The 19,155-nt window shown below is 68.3% G+C and carries 24 protein-coding genes; 9 read left to right on the forward strand and 15 right to left on the reverse strand.

The genetic code is table 11. The features are described 5' to 3' along the window. Positions 1-6 precede the first annotated feature (6 nt). Entirely contained in the window at positions 7-1,821 is a 1,815-nt protein-coding gene (locus J0J01_RS14610; protein WP_296381775.1) for a cyclic nucleotide-binding and patatin-like phospholipase domain-containing protein, read from the forward strand. A 330-nt stretch (positions 1,822-2,151) separates the two neighbouring features. Here the strand turns inward: J0J01_RS14610 and J0J01_RS14615 are convergent, their stop codons facing one another. Further along, positions 2,152-2,562: a DUF2000 domain-containing protein gene (locus J0J01_RS14615; RefSeq protein ID WP_296381777.1), complete on the reverse strand. Its 411-nt coding sequence runs from the start codon at positions 2,560-2,562 to the stop codon at positions 2,152-2,154. Between the two features lie 47 nt (positions 2,563-2,609). Between J0J01_RS14615 and J0J01_RS14620 the strand changes: the two genes are divergently transcribed. Beyond that, positions 2,610-3,437, forward strand: coding sequence for an AraC family transcriptional regulator (locus J0J01_RS14620; RefSeq protein ID WP_296381778.1), 828 nt, complete (start codon positions 2,610-2,612; stop codon positions 3,435-3,437). Here J0J01_RS14620 and J0J01_RS14625 read toward each other — a convergent pair. The 6 genes from J0J01_RS14625 to J0J01_RS14650 form a co-directional block, all read right to left on the reverse strand. Continuing rightward, the gene (locus tag J0J01_RS14625) at positions 3,400-4,224 is read right to left on the reverse strand and encodes an SDR family NAD(P)-dependent oxidoreductase (RefSeq protein ID WP_296381780.1); all 825 of its coding nucleotides are present in this window, start codon (positions 4,222-4,224) and stop codon (positions 3,400-3,402) included. The two genes, J0J01_RS14620 and J0J01_RS14625, sit on opposite strands and share 38 nt — an antisense overlap. A 59-nt stretch (positions 4,225-4,283) precedes the next feature. Then, positions 4,284-4,712, reverse strand: coding sequence for a MaoC family dehydratase (locus tag J0J01_RS14630; protein ID WP_296381782.1), 429 nt, complete (start codon positions 4,710-4,712; stop codon positions 4,284-4,286). A gap of 11 nt (positions 4,713-4,723) precedes the next feature. After that, positions 4,724-5,185 carry a MaoC family dehydratase N-terminal domain-containing protein gene (locus J0J01_RS14635; protein ID WP_296381783.1) on the reverse strand — a complete coding sequence of 154 codons (462 nt, stop codon included), beginning with the start codon at positions 5,183-5,185 and terminating at the stop codon, positions 4,724-4,726. A gap of 98 nt (positions 5,186-5,283) precedes the next feature. After that, positions 5,284-6,483, reverse strand: a complete 1,200-nt coding sequence (locus J0J01_RS14640) for an acetyl-CoA acetyltransferase (RefSeq protein ID WP_296381784.1) — start codon at positions 6,481-6,483, stop codon at positions 5,284-5,286. A 147-nt stretch (positions 6,484-6,630) separates the two neighbouring features. Continuing rightward, positions 6,631-8,073, reverse strand: coding sequence for an OB-fold domain-containing protein (locus J0J01_RS14645; RefSeq protein WP_296381785.1), 1,443 nt, complete (start codon positions 8,071-8,073; stop codon positions 6,631-6,633). A gap of 90 nt (positions 8,074-8,163) precedes the next feature. After that, entirely contained in the window at positions 8,164-8,997 is an 834-nt protein-coding gene (locus J0J01_RS14650; protein WP_296381786.1) for an NUDIX hydrolase, read from the reverse strand. Between the two features lie 87 nt (positions 8,998-9,084). On the opposite strand from J0J01_RS14650, the gene J0J01_RS14655 reads away from it, so the two are divergent. Genes J0J01_RS14655 through J0J01_RS14670 form a run of 4 tightly spaced genes read left to right on the forward strand, consistent with a single transcriptional unit; the run spans position 9,085 to position 11,451 of the window. Next, positions 9,085-9,663, forward strand: coding sequence for an HdeD family acid-resistance protein (locus tag J0J01_RS14655; protein ID WP_296381789.1), 579 nt, complete (start codon positions 9,085-9,087; stop codon positions 9,661-9,663). A gap of 32 nt (positions 9,664-9,695) precedes the next feature. Next, the gene (locus J0J01_RS14660; RefSeq protein WP_296382322.1) at positions 9,696-10,235 is read left to right on the forward strand and encodes an ankyrin repeat domain-containing protein; all 540 of its coding nucleotides are present in this window, start codon (positions 9,696-9,698) and stop codon (positions 10,233-10,235) included. Positions 10,236-10,243: 8 nt separating this feature from the next. After that, the gene (locus tag J0J01_RS14665) at positions 10,244-10,960 is read left to right on the forward strand and encodes an alpha/beta hydrolase (RefSeq protein WP_296381791.1); all 717 of its coding nucleotides are present in this window, start codon (positions 10,244-10,246) and stop codon (positions 10,958-10,960) included. Next, positions 10,957-11,451, forward strand: coding sequence for a DUF4406 domain-containing protein (locus tag J0J01_RS14670; protein ID WP_296381793.1), 495 nt, complete (start codon positions 10,957-10,959; stop codon positions 11,449-11,451). The genes J0J01_RS14665 and J0J01_RS14670 overlap by 4 nt, the downstream gene beginning before the upstream one ends. Here the strand turns inward: J0J01_RS14670 and J0J01_RS14675 are convergent. Further along, positions 11,435-12,511 (reverse strand): glycosyltransferase family 4 protein, encoded by a 1,077-nt coding sequence (locus J0J01_RS14675; protein WP_296381795.1) that lies wholly within the window; start codon positions 12,509-12,511, stop codon positions 11,435-11,437. The two genes, J0J01_RS14670 and J0J01_RS14675, sit on opposite strands and share 17 nt — an antisense overlap. A 9-nt stretch (positions 12,512-12,520) precedes the next feature. Further along, a complete protein-coding gene (locus J0J01_RS14680) occupies positions 12,521-13,261 on the reverse strand; it encodes an SDR family NAD(P)-dependent oxidoreductase (RefSeq protein ID WP_296381797.1) in 741 nt (246 codons plus the stop codon). Between the two features lie 138 nt (positions 13,262-13,399). Here J0J01_RS14680 and J0J01_RS14685 point away from each other — a divergent pair, with 138 nt between their 5' ends. Both J0J01_RS14685 and J0J01_RS14690 read left to right on the forward strand, forming a co-directional pair. Further along, on the forward strand, positions 13,400-13,891 hold the full coding sequence (locus J0J01_RS14685; RefSeq protein WP_296381799.1) for a thioesterase family protein: 492 nt from the start codon (positions 13,400-13,402) through the stop codon (positions 13,889-13,891). A 3-nt stretch (positions 13,892-13,894) separates the two neighbouring features. Beyond that, on the forward strand, positions 13,895-14,410 hold the full coding sequence (locus J0J01_RS14690) for a thioesterase family protein (RefSeq protein WP_296381801.1): 516 nt from the start codon (positions 13,895-13,897) through the stop codon (positions 14,408-14,410). Here the strand turns inward: J0J01_RS14690 and J0J01_RS14695 are convergent. Further along, entirely contained in the window at positions 14,397-14,909 is a 513-nt protein-coding gene (locus tag J0J01_RS14695) for a GNAT family N-acetyltransferase (protein WP_296381803.1), read from the reverse strand. The genes J0J01_RS14690 and J0J01_RS14695 overlap by 14 nt on opposite strands. A 23-nt stretch (positions 14,910-14,932) precedes the next feature. Here J0J01_RS14695 and J0J01_RS14700 point away from each other — a divergent pair, with 23 nt between their 5' ends. After that, entirely contained in the window at positions 14,933-15,151 is a 219-nt protein-coding gene (locus tag J0J01_RS14700; RefSeq protein WP_365737084.1) for a VOC family protein, read from the forward strand. An 86-nt stretch (positions 15,152-15,237) separates the two neighbouring features. Here the strand turns inward: J0J01_RS14700 and J0J01_RS14705 are convergent, their stop codons facing one another. From J0J01_RS14705 to J0J01_RS14725, 5 genes are read right to left on the reverse strand one after another with little or no spacing between them, the layout of a single operon-like run. Further along, positions 15,238-15,993 (reverse strand): glucose 1-dehydrogenase, encoded by a 756-nt coding sequence (locus J0J01_RS14705; RefSeq protein WP_296381805.1) that lies wholly within the window; start codon positions 15,991-15,993, stop codon positions 15,238-15,240. Then, positions 15,990-16,184, reverse strand: coding sequence for a DUF2783 domain-containing protein (locus J0J01_RS14710; RefSeq protein WP_296381807.1), 195 nt, complete (start codon positions 16,182-16,184; stop codon positions 15,990-15,992). The genes J0J01_RS14705 and J0J01_RS14710 overlap by 4 nt, the downstream gene beginning before the upstream one ends. A gap of 9 nt (positions 16,185-16,193) precedes the next feature. Then, positions 16,194-17,756, reverse strand: coding sequence for an FAD-dependent oxidoreductase (locus J0J01_RS14715; protein ID WP_296381809.1), 1,563 nt, complete (start codon positions 17,754-17,756; stop codon positions 16,194-16,196). Further along, entirely contained in the window at positions 17,753-18,169 is a 417-nt protein-coding gene (locus J0J01_RS14720) for an NUDIX domain-containing protein (protein ID WP_296381811.1), read from the reverse strand. The genes J0J01_RS14715 and J0J01_RS14720 overlap by 4 nt, the downstream gene beginning before the upstream one ends. 9 nt (positions 18,170-18,178) lie before the next feature. Beyond that, the gene (locus J0J01_RS14725) at positions 18,179-19,135 is read right to left on the reverse strand and encodes an MBL fold metallo-hydrolase (RefSeq protein WP_296381812.1); all 957 of its coding nucleotides are present in this window, start codon (positions 19,133-19,135) and stop codon (positions 18,179-18,181) included. Between the last annotated feature and the right edge of the window lie 20 nt (positions 19,136-19,155).

The raw sequence follows: 19,155 nt of genomic DNA on the forward strand, positions 1-19,155 counted from the left end.
CCCCGGGTGAGCATCGTCGAGCCCGACCGGGACTCGGCCCGCCTGCGTCTCAGGCGGGCGCTGTTGCTCGCGCCGCTGTTCGCCGATCTCGACACCAACAGCATGGCGGCGGTCGAGCGCGAGCTGGTGCCGATGACGCTGCCCGGCGGCGCACCGCTGTTCCACCAGGGCGAGGCGGCCGATGCCGTCTACCTGGTGACCAGCGGCTGCCTCGGCGTGTTCCGCCACGACGACGAGGACGTCGCCGAGGGCGGGCCGGCGCTGATCGCCGAGATCACGCCAGGCAACATCGTCGGCGAGATGTCGCTGCTCAGCCACGGCAAGCGCACCCGCAGCGTCGCCGCGCTGCGCGACAGCGAGGTCTGGCGGCTGTCGCAGGAAAGCTTCGACATCCTCACCGCGCACCATCCCGAGGTGTTGCCGGCGCTGATGCGCAACGTCGCGGCGCGCAACGCCATGGGCCCGGCCAAGCGCCGGCGCCAGCCGCGCACCTTCGCCCTGCTGCCGGCCGGCGCCGACGTGCCGGCCGGCCGCTTCTCGGTGCTGTTGGAAGCCGCCCTCGCCCGCCTCGGCGAGGTGCAGGTGCTCGGGCAGAGCTCGCTGATCCAGGATCCGGACTGGTTCGCGCGCTGCGAGCTCGACAACGCCTTCGTGCTGTACCGCGCCGATCCCGGCCTGACGCCGTGGACCGAGCTCTGCCTGCGCCAGGCCGACTGCCTGATCGTGGTGCGCAACGCCGGCACCGGAGAGCCGACCAAGCTGCCGTTCGAGATCGAGACGGCGCAGCCCGGCGCGGTCTTCCATCGCCGCCGCGAGCTGGTGCTGCTGCACGAGGGGCACGATCCCAAGCCCGGCAGCACGGCCGGCCAGCTCGCCGGCGGGCTGTACGGCCAGCACCATCACGTGCGGCTCGACCTGCCGTCGGACTTCGACCGGCTGGCGCGGCTGATCACCGGCCACGCGGTCGGCATCGTCATGGCCGGCGGCGGCGCCCGCGCCTTCACCCATATCGGCGTGATCAAGGCCCTGCGCGCCTCCGGCGTGCCGGTCGACCAGGTCGGCGGCACCAGCATGGGCGCGGTCGTCGCCGCCGCGATCGCCGCCCGCTGGAGCGACGAGGAGCTCGTCGCGCGCTTCCGCCGCTCGTTCGTCGCCGCCAATCCGCTCGGCGACTACACCCTGCCGTTCGTGTCGCTGTTCGGCGGCCGGCGCGTCAGCGCGCTGCTGCGCTCCGCGTTCGACGACATGGACATCGAGGACCTCGTCCTGCCGTACTACTGCGTCACCGCCAACCTCACGACCGCCAGCGCCGACACTCATACCACCGGCAAGCTGTGGCGCTGGCTGCGCGCCTCGGTGTCGCTGCCCGGCGTGCTGCCGCCGGTCAACGACGCGGGCCAGGTCCATGTCGACGGCGGCGTGATCGACAACCTGCCGGTGCGGGCGATGCGCCGGCAGCGCCGCGGCCTCACCATCGCGGTCGACATCGACACCGGCGGCGCGCTGGCGGCCGGCGCCGGCGTCGAGGAATCGTGGTCGGCCTGGGAGTTCTTCCGCCGCCTGGTGTGGCGGCGCGAGGAGACGCTGCCGATCCCGTCGATCGTGCGCATCCTGCTGCGCTCGGCGCTGGTCTCGAGCGCCGCGCACGCGATCGAGGACCGCGCCGCCGCCGACCTGCTGATCGTGCCGCCGATGAAGCAGATCGACCTGCTCGACTGGACGAGCTTCGACCGCGCGATCGGCGTCGGCTACGACGCCACCATGCAGGCGCTCGACAAGGCGCGCAGCCTGCCGATCGGCGCGCGCATCTTCATCGGCTAGAGCAAGGTCCGCGCAGGTCGACGCGTGCGCCTTCGGCCTGCCCACCCCCGTCCCAAACCGTCGCATTCCCGTGGACGGGTAAGATGCCGATGGCATCGGCATCGGAGGCCTGTCAGTCCCGGAATCCCGGAGACCCCCGCCCCCTCCTGCATGTTTTTTCGCTATGGGCGTCATCATGGACGCCACCCTGCAGCAACCAGCGCCAACCTCCCAATAAGGGCAATGGCCGCGATTTTTCGCCAAGGAAATCAGGGGGAGATTCGCGGTCCATTGCCCAGAATGGGTGCGCCCATATCGGCTTATCCACAGCCACGCTCCTGCGCGACGGCGTCAGGACAAGAACTTCAGGCCATTGACCACTTTGTCGACGGTCTTGCGCGGGCCATGGATGCCGATGCCGACGAAGTCGAGCGCATCGACCGGCGCGGCGGCGAAGGCAGTGCGGTTGTCGGCATCGTTGGTCGTTGTGAACATCGCCTCGATGTAGACGGCCGGCACCAACTCGCGGCTGAGCGCGCGCTGGTGGGTGCGGCGCAGCTCCTCGATCGTCCCGCCATAGACGAACACCGGCTCGCGGATCAGCGCGGTGTAGGCGCGGCCGGTGACGTCCTTGTAGGGCTCGCCCATCATGTGGCCGTGCGTGCCGGCCAGCCCACCGGCCAGGAAGGCCGCGACATTGGCCATCTGCCAGCCGGCCAATTCGCGGCGGAGCACCAGAGCGGTCTTGGTCTCGTAGATCATGATCCCCATATCGGGCAGGATGGCCCCATCGTCTTGAACGTTTGTGCATGGCTTCTCAAGACCACATCCACTTCGACCGGACCGACAACCTGCAGCGGCTGGCGGCGCGCTTCGGCGGCCATGCCTACGACCTGCACCGCCACGAGACCTATGCGGTCGGCCTGACCATCTGGGGCGCCCAGTCGTTCCATTATCGCGGTGGTCTGCAGACCAGCGCGGCCGGTCAGGTAATGGTGATCCACCCCGACGAGGTGCATGACGGCCACGCCGGCGTCGACGAGGGCTTCGCCTATCGCATGCTCTACATCGACCCGGCCGCGGTGAACGCCGCGCTGGGCACGGCGTCGACGCCGTTCGTGCCCGACGTCGTCGCCGACGATCCGGTGCTGGCCGGGCTCCTGCGCGAGGCCTTCGCCGACTTTCCGAGACCGCTCGAACCGATCGCCGCCGACGCCATCGTCGGCCACGTTGCGGAGCGACTGTCGGCGCGCTGCGATTCACCCGTGCGGCCGCGCAAGCAGCCGGCGGCTCATCGCGCTGTCACCCAGGTGCGCGATTTCCTGGTCGCCGAGGCACCGCGCACCGTCGCCTCGGAAGAATTGGAGAAGGTAAGCGGCCTCGACCGCTTCGCCATCGCCCGCCACTTCCGTGCCGCTTACGGCACCTCGCCGCACCGCTTCCAGGTCGGCCGGCGGCTGGTCCGCGCCCAGGCGATGATCGCCGCGGGCACGTCTCTATCGGAGGTGGCGGCGGCGACCGGCTTCGCCGACCAGAGCCACCTCACCCGTCACTTCGCCGCCCGCTTCGGGCTGACGCCCGGACGCTGGGCGTCGCTCGTCACAGACCGCCGTTCACGACCAGGCACTGGCCGCTGACATAGTCGCTGTCGGGGCTGCAGAAGAGGTAGACCGAGCCCGCGGCCTCGGTCGGCAAGCCGCCGCGGCCGAGCGGGATCATCTGGTTCATGGCGGCGATGCGACCACCCTGCACGCCGATCTTGACCTTGCGGCCCTGCACCTCGATCTCGCCGTCCTCGCCCTGCGCCAGCGGCTTGGTCAGGCGGGTCTGGATGTAGCCGAACGCCACCGCGTTCACGGTGACGTCGTAGCGGCCGAACTCCTTGGCCAGCGTCTTGGTGAGGCCGACGATGCCTGCCTTGCCGGCCGAGTAGTTCGACTGGCCGGCATTGCCGTTGACGCCCGAGGTCGACGAGATGTTGACCACCTTGCGCACGACGCGCACGCCCGCCGAGCGCTCCTTCTCGACGGCCTGGCGGAAATGCTGCTGGAAGGCACGCAGCACGCGGAACGGCGCCGTCAGGTGGACGTCGAGGATGGCGTACCACTGCTCGTCGCTCATCTTCTGGATGACCGAGTCCCAGGTGTAGCCGGCGTTGTTCACCACGACATGGCAGTCGCCGAAGGCGTCGACCGCGGTCTTGACGATGCGGTCGCCGAAGTCGGGCTTGGCGACGTCGCCGTTGCACATCACGGCCTTGCCGCCCATCGCCTCGATCTCGGCCACGGTCTCCTTGGCTGGCGCGTCATCGATGTCGTTGATCACCACCTTGGCGCCGTCGCGCACCAGGCGCAGCGCGATTTCCTTGCCGATACCGCGGCCCGAGCCGGTGACGATCGCCACCTTGCCATCCATCTGACCCATCTTGTCTCTCCTTTTGCGCCATGGGACCGCGCCACTGGAGTGGCGCGGTCCTCCGAGTCCTAGTTCAGCGCGACCGTGGCGTTGCCTTGCAACGTGTCCTGGCCGTTCTGGTTGGTGCATCTCACCTCGAGGTCGACCAGCTTCTCGCCGTTCTCCTCGCGCTTGCCGGTGACGGTGCCGCTCACGGTGATGACGTCGCCCACCCAGGTGATCGAGGTGAAGCGCGTGCCGAGATTGCGCACCCGCGCCTGCGGCACGAACGAGGTCACGAGGCGGCCGAGGAACGCCATCGACAGCATGCCGTGGGCGAACACGTCCTTGAACCCGAACTTCTTGGCGAAGTCGATGTCGACGTGGATCGGATTGTGGTCGCCCGAGCCGCCGCAATAGAGCGCGAGCTGGTGACGGCTGATCGGCGGCAGCACGATCGGCTTGATGGCGTCGCCTACCTTGACGTCGGCGAACTTCGGAGCAGTGACAGCAGCCATGATCCCCTCTCCTACTTCTTGCCGGCGTCGGGATTGCGCACGACGGTGATGCCCTTGGCCTTGGCCACCGGCTTGCCCGCCTGGTCCTTGAGCTCGGTCTCGGAGACCACGAACCACAGGGCGCCGCCCTTCTTGTCGTAGATGTCGACCACCCGCTGCTGGCAGGTGATCTTGTCGCCGACATGCACCGGCGCGAGATACTCGTAGTGCTGCTCGCCGTGCAGGATCAGGCCGATATCGACGTTGAGCAGCCGCAGCAGGCCGCCCTTGTCGGGATCGTCATTGGTGACGGCGGTGAGATAGGTCGGCGGCGCGGGGATCGCGCGATAGCCGGCCTTCTTGGCGGCGGCTTCGTCGACGTAGATCGGGTTCTCTTCTCCGATGGCCTTGCAGAACAGCCGGATCTTGCCGGCCTCGACCGTCGTGGTGAAGGCGTTGAACTTGTGGCCGATCAGGCCTTTGTCGAGCTGCATGCTCGTTTCCTCCCTCTTGCTGATGGCACACCCCACCCTGCCTCCCCCGTCAGACGGGGGAGGTGGCCGAAGGCCGGAGGGGGAGAGCTACGCGATGACTATTCGTAGCGGCCGACGATGGCGACGCTCGACACGTTCTCGCGCGGCGCGCCGCCGAGATTGTGGGTCATGCCGATCTTCGGGTCCTTGAGCTGACGCGCGCCGGCACGGCCCTGGAACTGCAGGTACATCTCGTAGAGCATGCGCAGGCCCGAGGCGCCGATCGGATGGCCGAAGCACTTGAGGCCGCCGTCGATCTGGCAGGGGATGGTGCCGTCGGCATCGTAAAAGCCGTCGAGCACGTCCTTCCAGCCCTGGCCGGGCTGGCTGATGTGCAGGTCTTCCATGGTGACCAGCTCGGTCACCGAGAAGCAGTCGTGCACCTCGAACATCGAGACTTCCTTGCGCGGATCCTTGATGCCGGCCTCTTCATAGGCCTTCTTCGAGGCGATGCGCGTGGTGTGGAAGTAGCTGCCGTCCCACGAGTTGTGGCCCGACTCCGAGCCGTTCGAGACCGAGAGTTGCAGCGCCTTCACCGAGACGATGTTCTGCTTGCCCATCGCCTTGGCGATCTCCGGCGTGGTCACGATCGCCGCGGCCGCGCCGTCCGACACGCCGCAGCAGTCGAACAGGCCGAGCGGCGAGGCGATCATCGGCGCGTTCAGGATGGTCTCCATCTCGACCGCCTTCTGCAGATGCGCCTTGGGATTCTTGGCGCCGTTCTGATGGCTCTTCCACGAGACGTGGCCGATCGCCTTCTTGAGGTCCTCGCCCGAGACGCCGTGCGCGGTCATGTAGGCGGTGGCGAGCTGGGCGAAGTTGCCCGGCGCCGTGCCGTTGGCGCTCCACAGCGCCTGCAGCGGGCCGCCGCGGCCGCCCGGCAGGCCGCCGTAGCCGGTGTCCTTCAGCTTCTCGACGCCGAGCGCTATGGCGATGTCGGCCGCGCCCGAGGCGACGGCGTAGCAGGCGCCGCGGAAGGCCTCGGTGCCCGAGGCGCACATGTTCTCGACATGCGTCACCGGGATATTGGGCAGGCGCAACGTGGTCGACATCGGGATGCCCGACTTGCCGACATGCACCTCGTCGATCGCGGTCGAGAACCAGGCGGCGTTGAGCTGGTTGGGATCGATGCCGGCGTCGGCGATCGCTTCCTTGTAGGCCTCGAGCATCAGCTCCTCGGCGCCGCTGTCCCAGCGCTCGCCGAACTTCGAGCAGCCCATTCCGAGAATTGCGACCTTGTCCTTGATACCCCGTGCCATGTTGGACTCCTTGGTCGAGAGAGTGGAACCTTGAGAAATCTTACTCCTCTCCCCCGCCAGGGGGAGAGGCGGGGAGAGGGGGTTACACACACCGCCTCCAGCCCCCTCACCTAGCCTCTCCCCCTGGCGGGGGAGAGGAATCTGACGTCAGACCGGCGCCGCCTTCCAAAAATAGCGCTTGAAGCCGCCGCGCATCGTGTCGTTGTCGCGGATGCGAAAGGTCATGCGCATCTTGGCGCCGACCTTGACCTGTTCCTTGTCGCTGTCGGTGAAGTCGGCCATGAAGCGGCCGCCCTCGGGGAAGGTGATCATGCCGTAGTAGGCCGGCGGGTCCGGCGAGTAGGTGAGCGAGTCCGCCGTGAACGACATCACGTTCGCCTCGAGTCCGGCCATGCGATACGGCTCCTGGCTGTCGATCGCGTGGCAGTTCGGATTGACGCAGACCTGGCTGCGCGGGAACTGCACGGTGCCGCACACCTTGCACTTGCCGCCGACCAGCCCGTAGATCATGTCGCGCTTGCGCCACAGGACCGAGAGCGCGGTCTTCTTGTCGAACTCCGCGCGCATGCCCTTGTCGATCGGCAGCATCTCGTTGAAGGCGAGGAACTTCATGTAGTTCTTCTCTTCCTTGCGCCGCGCCATCCAGCCCGACAGCCCCTTGCGCTTGGGCAGCTTGGCGTTCTCGGCGGTGACCTCGAACACCAGCACGTCGGCGCCCTGGCCGAAGGCGACGACCATGATCTTGTCGCCTTCCTTGGCCGTCTCGAGCGCGTCGACCAGCATGACCAGCGCGTGTGCCGCGCCGGTGTCGCCGAGCGTGGCGCCGAGCAGGTCACGCACCGCGCCGTCGGCGATGCCGCAGGCCTTGGCCATCTGCTTGGGCACTGCCGGCATCAGGCTCGGCATGATGAAGTGGGTGATGTCGCTGCCCTTCAGCTTGCAAGCGGCGAGCGCCGCCTTGATCGCCGGCGGCACGATCTTCGAGTAGCCCTCGTCGCGGATCCAGCGCTCCTCCCAGCCGTAGTCGAAGTCGGTCTCGTCGCCGCGGAAGTGGTCGACGAAATCCATCGACACCGAGTGGTGGCCGACCAGCTTGGCGATCACGTTCTCGGTGCCGCACAGCAGCGCCGCGGCGCCATCGCCGTAATTCAGCTCGTTCGCCGAGGCGACGCGGGTCAGGCGCTTGTCGGCGGCAGCGACCAGGGAGGCGCCGCCGTTCTTGACGGCATTGAGGCCGGCGACCAGCGCCTGGGTGCCCGCCTTCAGCGAGCCCCCGACATCGGAGGCCGAGAGGTTCTGCTCGATCGACAGCGCCGTGCCGATCACGCCGGCATTCTGGCGATCCTTGAACGGATGCGTGGTCGAGGCGAAGTAGATGTTGCGGACGTCCTCGGGCTTGTGGCTCGTCAGGCAGTCGCGCGACGCCTCGACCGCCATGGTGATCGAGTCCTCGTCCCAGTTCGCCATCGAGCGCTCGCCCTTGGCGAGGCCGCGCAGTCCGGCGGCGAACCACTTGTTGGCGTCATACACGGCCTGACGGCTGAGACGCAGGCGCGGCACGTAGGCGCCATAGGCCACGATTCCGACCATGCTCGTCGATCCTCCCAACAATAAACGCTCGTTCACCAACCCTTAGCGCGCCAGCCCGGACAGGGCAAACGGAACGTCCGTCAACCGGAATTATCGACCGGCCTGCGGAACCGACTGCGGCAGCTCGCGGAAGAGATTGCGATACCCCGCATCCGGCGGGATGTGCAGGAAGCGCTTGCCGTCGCGCTCCTCGACCCACGGCTGGACGGTGATGACCTTGCGCCGGCTGGCCTGCGACAAGGCCTCGGCCACGGTCTTGGCCTCGGCCAGCAGTTCGAGGTTCTTGGTCGTGGCGTGCACGAGGGTGCGTCGGCCGGCCTTCGCCTCGTCGACCGCCGCCTGCGCGCCGATCCACACCGAGTCGACCGACTCGGAGCCGTCGTGCAGCGCGATCTGGTCCTCCGGTGCCTCGGCGATGAAGAACCAGGTGTCGAAGCGCTTGGGCGCGAAGGTCGGCGTGATCCAGTGCGCGTAGGGCGTCATCAGGTCGGTCGCGAGCTCGAGGTTCTCGGCCTCGACCAGGTCGACGATGCTCGCCTCGTCCTCGGCGAGCTTCGCCCGCCAGCGCTGCTCGATGCCCTCGAGGTCGCTCGCGCCGATCAGCGCGCGCTGCCCGGGCTTGCGCGCCAGCAGGATGCCGCACTCCTCGAACGCCTCGCGCACGCCGGCGACCCGGAACTTCAGCTCTTCGGCCGAGATCTTGTCGGCACCGCCGCAGCGGGCCACCAGCCGCGGATCGCCGTCGGCCTCCTCGAGCTTGCCGCCGGGGAAGACCAGCGCGCCGGAGAATGCGTCGATCTGCTGATGGCGCACCACCATGAAGACTTCGAGCGGAGAGCCGGCATCGCCCGGCCTGGAGGGGCGGACGAGGAGGACGGTGGTGGCCGGTCGCGGTACCGGGGCCTTTTTCGGAGCTTCAGTCATGCAACGATTGTCACACACGCGATGGGACGGCGCCACGCGACGGGCCTACACTGTGGAAGCGCCATTCCGCAGTGAAAGGGCACGACCATGAGCACCACCGACAGCACCGGCCCGCACAGTCTCGGCGAGGGCATCCGGGCCCTCCGCTCCAAGTGGGGCTGGATCCTCGCCTTCGGCATCTTCTCCCTGATCGCGGGCGTGGTCGCGCTCGGCGGCAGCACGATGTTCGCGACCGCCACCGCGGTCTACATCGTCGGCTTCATGATGCTGTTCGAGGGCGTCGCCGAGATCGTCGCGGCGTTCAACGCCAGGGACTGGGGCCATCGCCTGATGTGGCTGCTGCTCGGCGCGATCTATGTCTTTGCCGGCTTCGTCTGCCTCCAGGATCCGTTCCAGGCGGCGACCATCCTGACCCTGCTGCTGGGCATCGCGCTGATCCTCGGCGGCCTGGTGCGCATCTTCCTGGCGACGCGGATGCGGCAAGGCACGCCGTGGGGCTGGGTGGTGTTCTCCGGCCTGATCAGCGTCTTGCTCGGCCTGATCATCGTCTCGCACTGGCCGGTCTCGAGCTTCTTCGTGCTCGGCATCTTCCTCGGCGTCGACCTGATCTTCATCGGCAGCGGCTGGATCTCGGTCGCGCTCGCGCTCAAGAAGCATGCGGCTTGAGACGACGGGGCTCGAGACGACGGGCTGCGGCGCTGCTGCTGGCCCTGCTCGTCGCCGCGCCGGCCTTGGCCATGACCGAACGGGACCGCGCCCTGCTCGACGCCACGCGGCGCAACGACATCGAGGCGGCGCGCCGGCTGATTGCCGACGGCGCCGACGTCAACGCCCAGGATGAAGGCCGCGACAGCGCCTTCCTGCTGGCCGGCGCCGAGGGCCGGCTCGAGATCCTGAAGCTGACGCTGGCGGCCGGCGCGGATTTGGCGAGCACCAACCGCTATGGCGGCACGGCGCTGATCCCGGCCTGCCATCACGGCCATGTCGAGACGGTGCGCGAGCTGCTGAAGACGGCGATCGACGTCAACCATGTCAACCGGCTCGGCTGGACGGCGCTGCTCGAGGTCGCGATCCTGGGCGACGGCAGCGCGCGCTACGTCGAGATCGCCGACCTGCTGATCGGCCGCGGTGCCGACCTGAACCTCGCCGACCGCGAGGGCCTCACGCCGCTTGCGCATGCCCGCCAACGCCGCCATGAAGCGCTCGCCGCGCGGCTGGAGAAGGCCGGCGCACGCTGAAGGGGACGATGACACGGACGTATTTCTGCCTGCCCGGCGCCTGGATGGGCGCCTGGACCTGGCAACTCGTGCTCGAGCGCCTGACGGAAGCGGGCCACGGCGCGACGGCGCACAGCTTTCCCGGCGTCGGCGAGCGCGCGGCCGAGCTGTCGCCGGCGCTCGACAACGACGTCTTCCTCGCCGACACGCTGCAGCGGATCGAGCGTGAGAACCTCAGGGACATCGTTTTGGTCGGCCACAGTTTCGGCAGCCTGATCGCCCAGATGGTCGTCGACCGGATGCCCGAGCGCATCGCGCATCTGGTGATCATCGACGGCGGCATCGCCCAGGACGGCCAGTCGATCTTCGGCCGCATCCCCTCGCACATCGTCGCCAAGCGCAAGACGCTGGTGCAGACGGTCAACGGCACCGAGGTGCTGCCCTTCGCGCCGGTCGGCAGCCTGATCATCGACGATCCGGCACTCGCGGCCTGGACGCACCGCCAGCTCACGCCGCATCCGCTCGCCTGCTACACCAAGCCGATCCCGCTCGGCCATCCCGCCGGCAACGGCCGGCCGATGACCTACATCGCCTGCACCAAGCCGCGCTATCCGGTGTCCGCCGGCATGCACGAGAAGGTGCAGGCCATGCCGCATATCCGCTTCCGCCCGATCGAGGCTGGCCACAACTGCATCCTGTCGGCGCCCGGCCTGGTGGCGAACGAGTTGCTGGAGATCCCTGCATGAGCGAGCAGCTGATGATCCTGGTCGCCGGCCCCTATCGCGGCGGCACCAACGACGATCCCGTGCTGATCCAGCGCAATGTCGAGGCGATGGAGGACATGGCGCTCAAGGTCTTCCGCCGTGGCCATCTGCCGGTGATGGGCGAATGGTTCGCCCTGCCGCTCCTGAAACACGCCGGCTCGGAGAAGATCGGCGATGCGGTGTTCGACGAGATCTTCCATCCGGTGGCGCGCGAGCTGATCGGCAAGTGCGATGCCGTGCTGCGCATCGGCGGCCCCTCGACCGGCGCCGGCGACATGGTCGCGACCGGCCGGAAGCTCGGCAAGACGATCTTCCGCTCGCTCGACGAGATCCCTAGAGCATATTCCGTTCGGCTGGAATCAGCCGAACGGAATATGCCTGCTGCAACAACAACGCCCGTGCGCGCATTTCCGGGCAGATGGAACCGCGAGCGGTTCCATCTGCCCGGAAATCGCTCTAGCCGAGCGCGCTGAGGAAGCCGTCCGCCATCCGATCGATGGTGAAGTGCGCGGCGACGTGCGCGCGGCCGGCCGCGCCAAGCCGCTGCCGCAGGTCGCGGTCGAGGATCAGCCGCTCGAGCGCGCGGGCGAGGCCGCCGACATCGCCGGCTTCGAACATCAGGCCGGTGACCTCCTCGCGCACGATCTCCGGGAAGGCGCCCGAGCGCGCCGCCACCACCGGCAGGCCATAGGCGCCCGCCTCCGGCACCGTCAGGCCGAACGGCTCGTCGATTGCCGGCGCCGCCAGGATGTCGAGGCCGCCATAGAGCGCGTCGCGGTCGGCGACGAAGCCGGCCCAGCGCACGACGTCGCCCAGCCCGCGTCGCGCAATCCGCGCCTCGACCTCGCGGGCGTAGGCGCCGGTCCGCTCGCCGACGATGTCGAGCGTGAAAGCGCCGGGCAGCCGCTCCTTCAGGACGACGCAGGCCTCGAGCAGCACCAGGTGCTGCTTGCGCTCGTCGAGCCGGCCGACGATGCCGATGCGCACCGGGTTCGCTGCGCGCTCGACCGGCTCCCGCGGCTCGACCCCGTTGTAGGCGACCGCCCGCTTGCGCGGATCGACCGGCAGACCGCGGGCGATGAACTCGGAGACGCCGACGAAGCGGTCAATCCGCCGCTCGAGCGCGCGTCGCGACCAGGCGTGGTGCATCAGCCGGCCGGGCTCGGCCTGCAGGTACATCGCGCGCTTGGTCGGCAGCAGCGACGCGGTCAGCAGCACCATCTGCGGCTCGCTGTAGATCACCCAGTCGGGTCGCAGCTCCTGGAACAGACGGCGCAAGTGCCGGCGCGCGGCCGGCATGCGCCACAGCGTATGCCAGGTGAAGTAGGGATTGGTGAGGTAGAGCCGGCCGAGCCGCACCTGATGGTACGGCAGGCCCGCCTGCTCCAGCCGCTCGGGCACGAGGCCGTCGGTCCAGCCGCAGACGATCGCCGTCGCGTCGTGGCCTCGGGCGCGCAGCCCCTTCATCAACGAGAGATACGCCGTCTCCAGCCCGCCGAAGCTCCAGCCGCCGACGAAGAGGAGGAAGCGCATGCCTCCAGTCTAGAACGTCTCCTTGTACGGTCGAAGGTCGATCTCGTGCGTCCAGGCGCTGCGCTGCTGGGTGTGCAGGTGCCAGTAGTTGTCGACGATCGGCTCGACCTTGAGCAGGCCGTCGGAGCCGACCTGCGCAGCGCGGTCGGGCATGCGCGACAGCAGCCGGTCGCCCTCGATGCCGCCGTCGATGATGACATGCGCGACATGGATGCCCTGCGGCCCGAACTCGCGCGCCATCGACTGCACCAGCAGGCGCAGGCCGCCCTTGGTGGCGTTGAAGGCGGCAAAGCGGGGTCTGCCGCGCATAGAGCCCGAGGCGCCGGTGAAGATCACCGTGCCGCGGCCGAGCGGCGCCAGCCGGCGCATCGCCTCGCGGCCGAACAGGAATCCGGCGAAGCAGCCGACCCGCCAGGAGTCCTCGAAGTGCTGCGCCGTCATCTCGCGAAAATCGACGGCGGCGTTGTTGCCCATGTTGAAGACGAAGAGATCGGCCGGGCCGGCGTCGTCGTCGGCCATCGCCGCATCGAACAGGCGGATCACCTCTTCCTCTTTGGTACCGTCGACGGTGTAGGCTTGGGCCGAGCCGCCCTCCTTGCGGATGGCATCGACCACCGCTTCGATCTTCTTCGGCGTCCGACCGGCGACCAGCACGTGGTAGCCCTCTTTCGCAAAGCGGCGACTGGCCGCCCCGCCGATGCCGCGCAACGCGCCGACGCCGAGCACGACGGCCTTGGGTTTCTTCGCCATGGCAGATCCTCGCTCTCCCCCTCCCCGCCTCCCCGTCAGACGGGGGAGGTGCCCGAAGGGCGGAGGGGGTGGGCAACACTTGCGATTCAGCCGGCGGCTTCGCTACGGTCCGGCCGCATGAAATTACCTCCCTACCCCATGATCGAACCCGACTTGGGCGCGCCGCTCGATATCCATCGTGCGACGGTGCTGCCCAAATGGATCGACTGGAACGGCCACATGAATGTCGGCTTCTACGTGGTGGCCTTCGACAAGGCGACCGACACGCTGTGCAACCAGCTCGGCGTCGGCTGGGAATACACGCGCGAGAAGATCGGCATGACCTTCGTGCTCGAGGCGCACGTCACCTACGACCGCGAGGTCAAGGAAGGCGACCCGCTGCGCATCACCACCCAACTGCTCGACCACGACGCCAAGCGCGTGCACTACATCCACGCGATGTACCACGCGACCGAGGGCTATCTGGCGGCGACCAACGAGCTGATGCTGATGAACATCGACTACGCCACCCGCCGCTCGGCGCCGTGGCCCGACTGGGCGATGCAGCGCATCGAGAGAATGACGACCAACCACAGGCATCTCACGAAACCGGCACAGGCCGGCCGCCTCATCGGCATCAAGAGGAAGTAGCGTATGTCCGTCATCCTGCCTTACGAGATGCCGGCGCTGGTCACCACGGCGCCGCTCGACATCCATCGCGGCACCGTGCTGCCCGAATGGGTCGACTGGAACGGTCACATGAACGTGGCGTTCTACGTCGCCGCCTTCGACCAGGCGTCGGGCGCCTTCATGCGCAACATGGGACTGGGCCGCCGTTACGTCGACGGCAAGCACGGCATGACCTTCGTGCTGGAGACCCACGTCACCTACGACCGCGAGATGAAGGGCGGCGCGCCGATGCGCTTCACCACCCGGCTGCTCGACCGCGACGCCAAGCGGGTGCACCTGTTCCACGAGATGTACCACGAGGGCGAGGGCTACCTCGCCGCGACCAACGAGACCATCGTGATGAACATCGACTTCGCGAGCCGCCGCTCGGCCGCGTGGCCGCGGCAGGCGGAGGAGCGGCTGGAGGCGGTATGGACCGCGCACCAGCACCTGCCCCGCCCGGCCAAGTCCGGCCGGGTGATGGGACTCAAGAAGAAGTAGCTGACACGCTCACCAGCTTGTCCAGCGCCTCGCCGCTGAGCCGATAAGGCAGCCAGTTCCGGATCCAGCGGAAGCCGATCTTCTCGTAGAAGCCGCGGGCAGGATTCCAGTCGAGCACGTTGAGGTCGATGCGCCTGAAGCCCTTGGCCTGGCATTCCCGAGCCAGCGCGACCATCAGGGCGCGCGCCACGCCGCCGCGGCGCTGCTCGGGCACCACCCAGATGTCCTCGATGAAGATGCCGCGCGCCGCCGTCCAGACCGAGTAATTGAAGGTGTAGAGCGCGAAGCCCACCGGCTTGCCTTCGCGTTCGGCGATCAGGGCGGCGAACTGCGCCTTCTCGCCGAAGCCGTCGCGCGCCAGCGTCTGCGGCGTCGAGGTGACGGCCTGCGGCTCGTCCTCGTAGGCAGCGAGATCGACCGAGAAGCGGTGCAGCAGCTCGACATCGTCGACCGTCGCCGCGCGCACAAGAATATCGCCTGCCAAAGTGGCCCCCGTCACGAACTGCCGTCTATATAGCAAGCATGACCGGCACCGTCCGACCGTTCCTCATGTTCCAGGGCGGCGAGGGGTCCGCCGCGCTCGAGTTCTATCTCTCGCTGTTCCCCGACGCGAAGATCGATGCCATCGAGCGCTACGGCGCGGGCGGGCCGGGACCGGAAGGCACAATCAAAGTTGCCAGCTTCACAATAGGCAGCCAGTCGGTGATGTGCAGGCGACAGCTTCGTGCGGCGGGGAACTGATGCCCGTGGGCAACTACGGCTTCAGCACGCTGTTCGCCTGGGTCGCGGACCGCTTCGGCGTGTCGTGGCAGATCAACTATCCCTGATCAGACACCGAGATAGCCGCCATCGACCGGCAGGATCGCACCGGTGATGTAGCTCGCCGCGTCGGAGCACAGGAACACCACCGGCCCGGCCAGCTCCTCCGGCTCGCCCACCCGCTTCATCGGCACATGCGCCAGGAAGGCTTCGAGCCGCTTGGGATCGGCGCGCGTCGGCTCGGTCATGGCGGTGGCGATGATGCCGGGCGCCAGCGCGTTGACCCGCACGCCCGCCGGCGCCAGCTCAGCGGCCAGCGCGCGTGTGAACTGCGCCAGCGCGCCCTTCGACACGGGGTAGGCGCCGCTGCCGGCCTGCGCCACGTAGGAATTGATCGAGGCGATGTTGACGATCGTGCCTTGCGTCAGCTTGAGCTGCTCGACGAAGGCCATCGTGACGTTGAAAGGCCCCTGCACGTTGACCGCCATGGTCTGGTCCCAGCGGTCGCGGCCGTCCTCGGCCACCAGGTTGCCGCGCAGGAAGATGCCGGCATTGTTGACCAGGATGCGGATCGGCCCGACCAGCAGCGAGACGTCACGCGCAAGCGTGCGGCAGCCTTCCTCGTCGGTGACGTCGAGGAAGAAGCCGCGCGCCTTGCCGCCTTCGGCGACGATCGAATCGGCGATCGTCCGCGCGGCGTCCTTGTCGATGTCGGTGACGATCACCTCGGCGCCGGCGGCCGCCAGCCCGCGCGCGATCGCCGCCCCGTTGCCGCGGCCGGCGCCGGTCACCAGGGCGAGTCGGCCGAGCAGCATGTCCTTCATGGCACTGCCGCTTCCTTCAGCGCCTCGCGGATCACGTCCTCATCGCCAATGTGGTTGACCAGCAGCAGGATCAGCCTGGCGTCGAAGACGCGGCACTGCTCGTCGCTCAGACCCTTATGGGCATCGACGACGGCGTTGTAGATGTCATCCGGCCGCGCCAGGTTCAGCGTGCGTCGCAACGCGCCATCCATTGCCGCCTCCTATCGTCCGGTCGCCCGCGCCAGCGCCGCGCCGACCGCCTCCTTGTCGAACCGCCGCCAGCGCGCCGCGACGTAGCGGTCGGGCCGGATCAGATAGACCGTGCCCGGTCGCGCGTCGTAGCGCTTGGCCAGCAGCCCGCTGCACGCCACCGCCACCGACGTCACGCCCGGCAGCGCCGCGACGGGATCGCCGAAGCTCAGCAGCGTGAACTCCGGTCCCAGCCCGTCGATCAGCCAGCCGTCGCCGACCGGCGCATCCAGCATCGCCCGGCCCGGCGCCGGCCCGCCGACCCAGTCGTCGCCGGAATCGGGCGTGTCGAGCGTCGAGCCGGTATGCGCCGTCGGCACCGACAGCCGGCCGCTGTTGATCAACGCACGAGCGAACGGAAAGTCCCGCGCCAGGGCGAGCGTGGCATCGCGAAAAATGCGCGAGGCCTCGAACTTGGGGGTGATGAAGTCGGTGCTGCGGGTCGATTGCCGGATGTTCTCCTGCGACGCCATCCGCCGCTCGCGGCAATAGCTGCCGAGCAGACTGGCGGGCGAGCTGCCGGCGATCACGCGGGCCAGCTTCCAGGCCAGATTGTCGGCGTCGGCTACCGCTGCATTGCCGCCGCGGGCGCCGAACGGCGAGACGACATGGGCCGCGTCGCCGGCGAAGATCACGCGGCCGACCACGAAGCGCTCCATCATGCGGCAGGTGAAGGTGTAGACGCTCGACCATTCGTGCTCCCAGCGCACCTCGGGCCCGAACATCTGGCGCAGCCGGCGGTCGATGGTCTCGGGTTTCTTCTCCTCGTCGGGATCGGCGTCGCGGCCGAGCTGGAAATCGACCCGCACGACGTCGTCGGCCTGGCGGTGCAGCAGGACGGAGTTGGTCGGATGGAACGGCGGGTAGAACCAGAAGCGCCGCTCCTTGGGCAGGTCGCCCTCGAGCCGGATGTCGGCGATCAGGAAGCGGTCGTTGAAGATCTCGCCGGGATACGGCAGGCCCAACATGTGGCGGACGGGACTGCGCACGCCGTCGCAGGCGACCACCCAGTCGGCCGCTGTCTCGTATCGGCCGTCGGGCGTCTCGACCGTGAGAGTCACGCCATCGTCGCGCGATGCCACGCCGACCACCTTGTTGAGGGGCCGCATCTCGATCGGCGCCTCCGACGCGCAGCGCTCGTACAGGTACTCCTCGACGTAATACTGCTGCAGGTTCACGAAGGCCGGGAACTTGTGACCGGGCTCGGGTGTGAGGTTGAAACGGTAGATCGCCTGGTCGCGGAGATAGACCTCGCCCTGGTCCCAGGTGATGCCCTTCTCGACCATGCGCTTGGCGATGCCGAAGCGATCCCAGACCTCGAGGCTGTGCTTGGCCTGGCAGATCGAGCGGCTGCCGAGACTGACGGTGTCGTCGTCGTCGAGCAGCAGCACCGGCACGCCGCGCGTCGCCAGCGACAGCGCCAGCGTCGGCCCCGCGATGCCGGCGCCGACGATGACCACCGGCCGGCGCTTGCCCGGCGCGTCGAGCTCCGGCGGCCGGACGTAGGGATAGTGCCGGTAGGTAAAGGAACTCATCGCTGCGCGATGCTGCGTGCGACGCGGTCGATGGCATCGACCTCGCCGGGCGATTCCACCAGCGACTTGGCTTTCTCGGGACTGACCCAGATCGCCTGGTCGTGCTCGTCCGACGACACCAGCTCGCCCCCGCGATAGCGGCACCAGAAGGTGATGCCGATCAGCTCCTCACTGGCCGCGCCGCGATAGAAGTGAAAGGTCGCCACCGGCCCCATGATCTCAACCTGCAGCCCGGTCTCCTCGCGCACCTCGCGATGCACGGCCTCTTCGGGATGCTCGCCGGCTTCGACGCGTCCTGACCCTGTCTCCCAGCGGCCCGGCGCAAAGTCCTTCGCCGGGCTGCGCCGCAGCATCAGGATGGCGCCATCCCGTTCGATGATGAAGGCGACTGCGACGATGAATTTGGCCGACATGCGCCGGCGTCAGCCCGCCTTCTCCAAGGCGGCCCACATCTCGATGTCGCGCTCGGCGGTCCAGATGCGCGGATGGTCGAGGCCCTTGGCCTCGTCGTAGGCGCGAGAGACGTCGAACGGCATGCAATGCTCGAAGATCACCCAGTTGCCGTAGCGCGGCTGCAGCGCCGCCATCGCCTTGTCGTAGGCCTGCTTCAGCGAATCGCCCTTCTCCGCCGAGGCCTGCACCACCTTGTAGAGCTCGGACAGGAACTGCTGCGTGCCGGCGAGGCCCTCCTCGACCGGGCCCTCGCCCATCAGCGCGTCGCCGCGGCCCGGCACCAGCGCGAGCGCCCTGAGGTCACGCAGCTTCTGCAGCGTCTCCGGCCAGTCCTTGTAGTGGGCATCGCCGCAATAGGGCGTGGCGCCGTACTCGACCAGGTCGCCGCTGAACAGCGTGCGCTCCTCGGGCAGCCAGACGATGGTGTCGCCCTTGGTGTGGCCGCGGCCGGCATGGATGATCTCGACCTGCAGCTTGCCCAGCCACAGGGTCATGCGGTCGCCGAAGGTCATCGACGGCCAGGTCAGCCCCGGGATGGTCTCGGCGGCCTGGAACAGGCGCGGGAAGCGCTGCAGCTCCGACTTGTAGTCCTGCTGGCCGCGCTCGACGATCAGGTCGCGGGTGGCCTCGCTGCAGATGACGTGCTCGGCGCCGTAGCCCGAGGCGCCCAGCACGCGCACCGCGTGATAGTGCGACAGCACCACGTACTTGATCGGCTTGTCGGTGACGGTGCGGATGTACTCGATCACCGTCTGCGCCATCTTCGGTGTCGCCTGGGCATCGATCACCATGACCGCGTCGTCGCCGACCACGATGCCGGTGTTGGGATCGCCCTCGGCGGTGAAGGCGTAGGCGTGCTCGCTGAGACGGCTGAAGGTGATCTTCTTCTCCGCCAGGTCCGCCTGCGAGGCGAAGGCTCGTGCCATTTTCTTGTTCCTTGGTCGTG

This window comes from Reyranella sp. (genome assembly GCF_017305915.1).
Classification (GTDB): Bacteria; Pseudomonadota; Alphaproteobacteria; order Reyranellales; family Reyranellaceae; genus Reyranella.

Coding starts and splice junctions, on each gene's coding strand:
- J0J01_RS14625 (WP_296381780.1), bottom strand. CDS start 4,224: ATGGGTCAGATGGATGGCAAGGTGGCGATCGTCACCGGCTCGGGCCGC.
- J0J01_RS14680 (WP_296381797.1), bottom strand. CDS start 13,261: ATGGCGAAGAAACCCAAGGCCGTCGTGCTCGGCGTCGGCGCGTTGCGC.
- J0J01_RS14670 (WP_296381793.1), top strand. CDS start 10,957: ATGAGCGAGCAGCTGATGATCCTGGTCGCCGGCCCCTATCGCGGCGGC.
- J0J01_RS14640 (WP_296381784.1), bottom strand. CDS start 6,483: ATGGCACGGGGTATCAAGGACAAGGTCGCAATTCTCGGAATGGGCTGC.
- J0J01_RS14725 (WP_296381812.1), bottom strand. CDS start 19,135: ATGGCACGAGCCTTCGCCTCGCAGGCGGACCTGGCGGAGAAGAAGATC.
- J0J01_RS14630 (WP_296381782.1), bottom strand. CDS start 4,712: ATGGCTGCTGTCACTGCTCCGAAGTTCGCCGACGTCAAGGTAGGCGAC.
- J0J01_RS14665 (WP_296381791.1), top strand. CDS start 10,244: ATGACACGGACGTATTTCTGCCTGCCCGGCGCCTGGATGGGCGCCTGG.
- J0J01_RS14675 (WP_296381795.1), bottom strand. CDS start 12,511: ATGCGCTTCCTCCTCTTCGTCGGCGGCTGGAGCTTCGGCGGGCTGGAG.
- J0J01_RS14645 (WP_296381785.1), bottom strand. CDS start 8,073: ATGGTCGGAATCGTGGCCTATGGCGCCTACGTGCCGCGCCTGCGTCTC.
- J0J01_RS14700 (WP_365737084.1), top strand. CDS start 14,933: ATGACCGGCACCGTCCGACCGTTCCTCATGTTCCAGGGCGGCGAGGGG.
- J0J01_RS14685 (WP_296381799.1), top strand. CDS start 13,400: ATGATCGAACCCGACTTGGGCGCGCCGCTCGATATCCATCGTGCGACG.
- J0J01_RS14635 (WP_296381783.1), bottom strand. CDS start 5,185: ATGCAGCTCGACAAAGGCCTGATCGGCCACAAGTTCAACGCCTTCACC.
- J0J01_RS14715 (WP_296381809.1), bottom strand. CDS start 17,756: ATGAGTTCCTTTACCTACCGGCACTATCCCTACGTCCGGCCGCCGGAG.
- J0J01_RS14650 (WP_296381786.1), bottom strand. CDS start 8,997: ATGACTGAAGCTCCGAAAAAGGCCCCGGTACCGCGACCGGCCACCACC.
- J0J01_RS14655 (WP_296381789.1), top strand. CDS start 9,085: ATGAGCACCACCGACAGCACCGGCCCGCACAGTCTCGGCGAGGGCATC.
- J0J01_RS14710 (WP_296381807.1), bottom strand. CDS start 16,184: ATGGATGGCGCGTTGCGACGCACGCTGAACCTGGCGCGGCCGGATGAC.
- J0J01_RS14720 (WP_296381811.1), bottom strand. CDS start 18,169: ATGTCGGCCAAATTCATCGTCGCAGTCGCCTTCATCATCGAACGGGAT.
- J0J01_RS14620 (WP_296381778.1), top strand. CDS start 2,610: ATGGCTTCTCAAGACCACATCCACTTCGACCGGACCGACAACCTGCAG.
- J0J01_RS14705 (WP_296381805.1), bottom strand. CDS start 15,993: ATGAAGGACATGCTGCTCGGCCGACTCGCCCTGGTGACCGGCGCCGGC.
- J0J01_RS14690 (WP_296381801.1), top strand. CDS start 13,895: ATGTCCGTCATCCTGCCTTACGAGATGCCGGCGCTGGTCACCACGGCG.
- J0J01_RS14615 (WP_296381777.1), bottom strand. CDS start 2,562: ATGATCTACGAGACCAAGACCGCTCTGGTGCTCCGCCGCGAATTGGCC.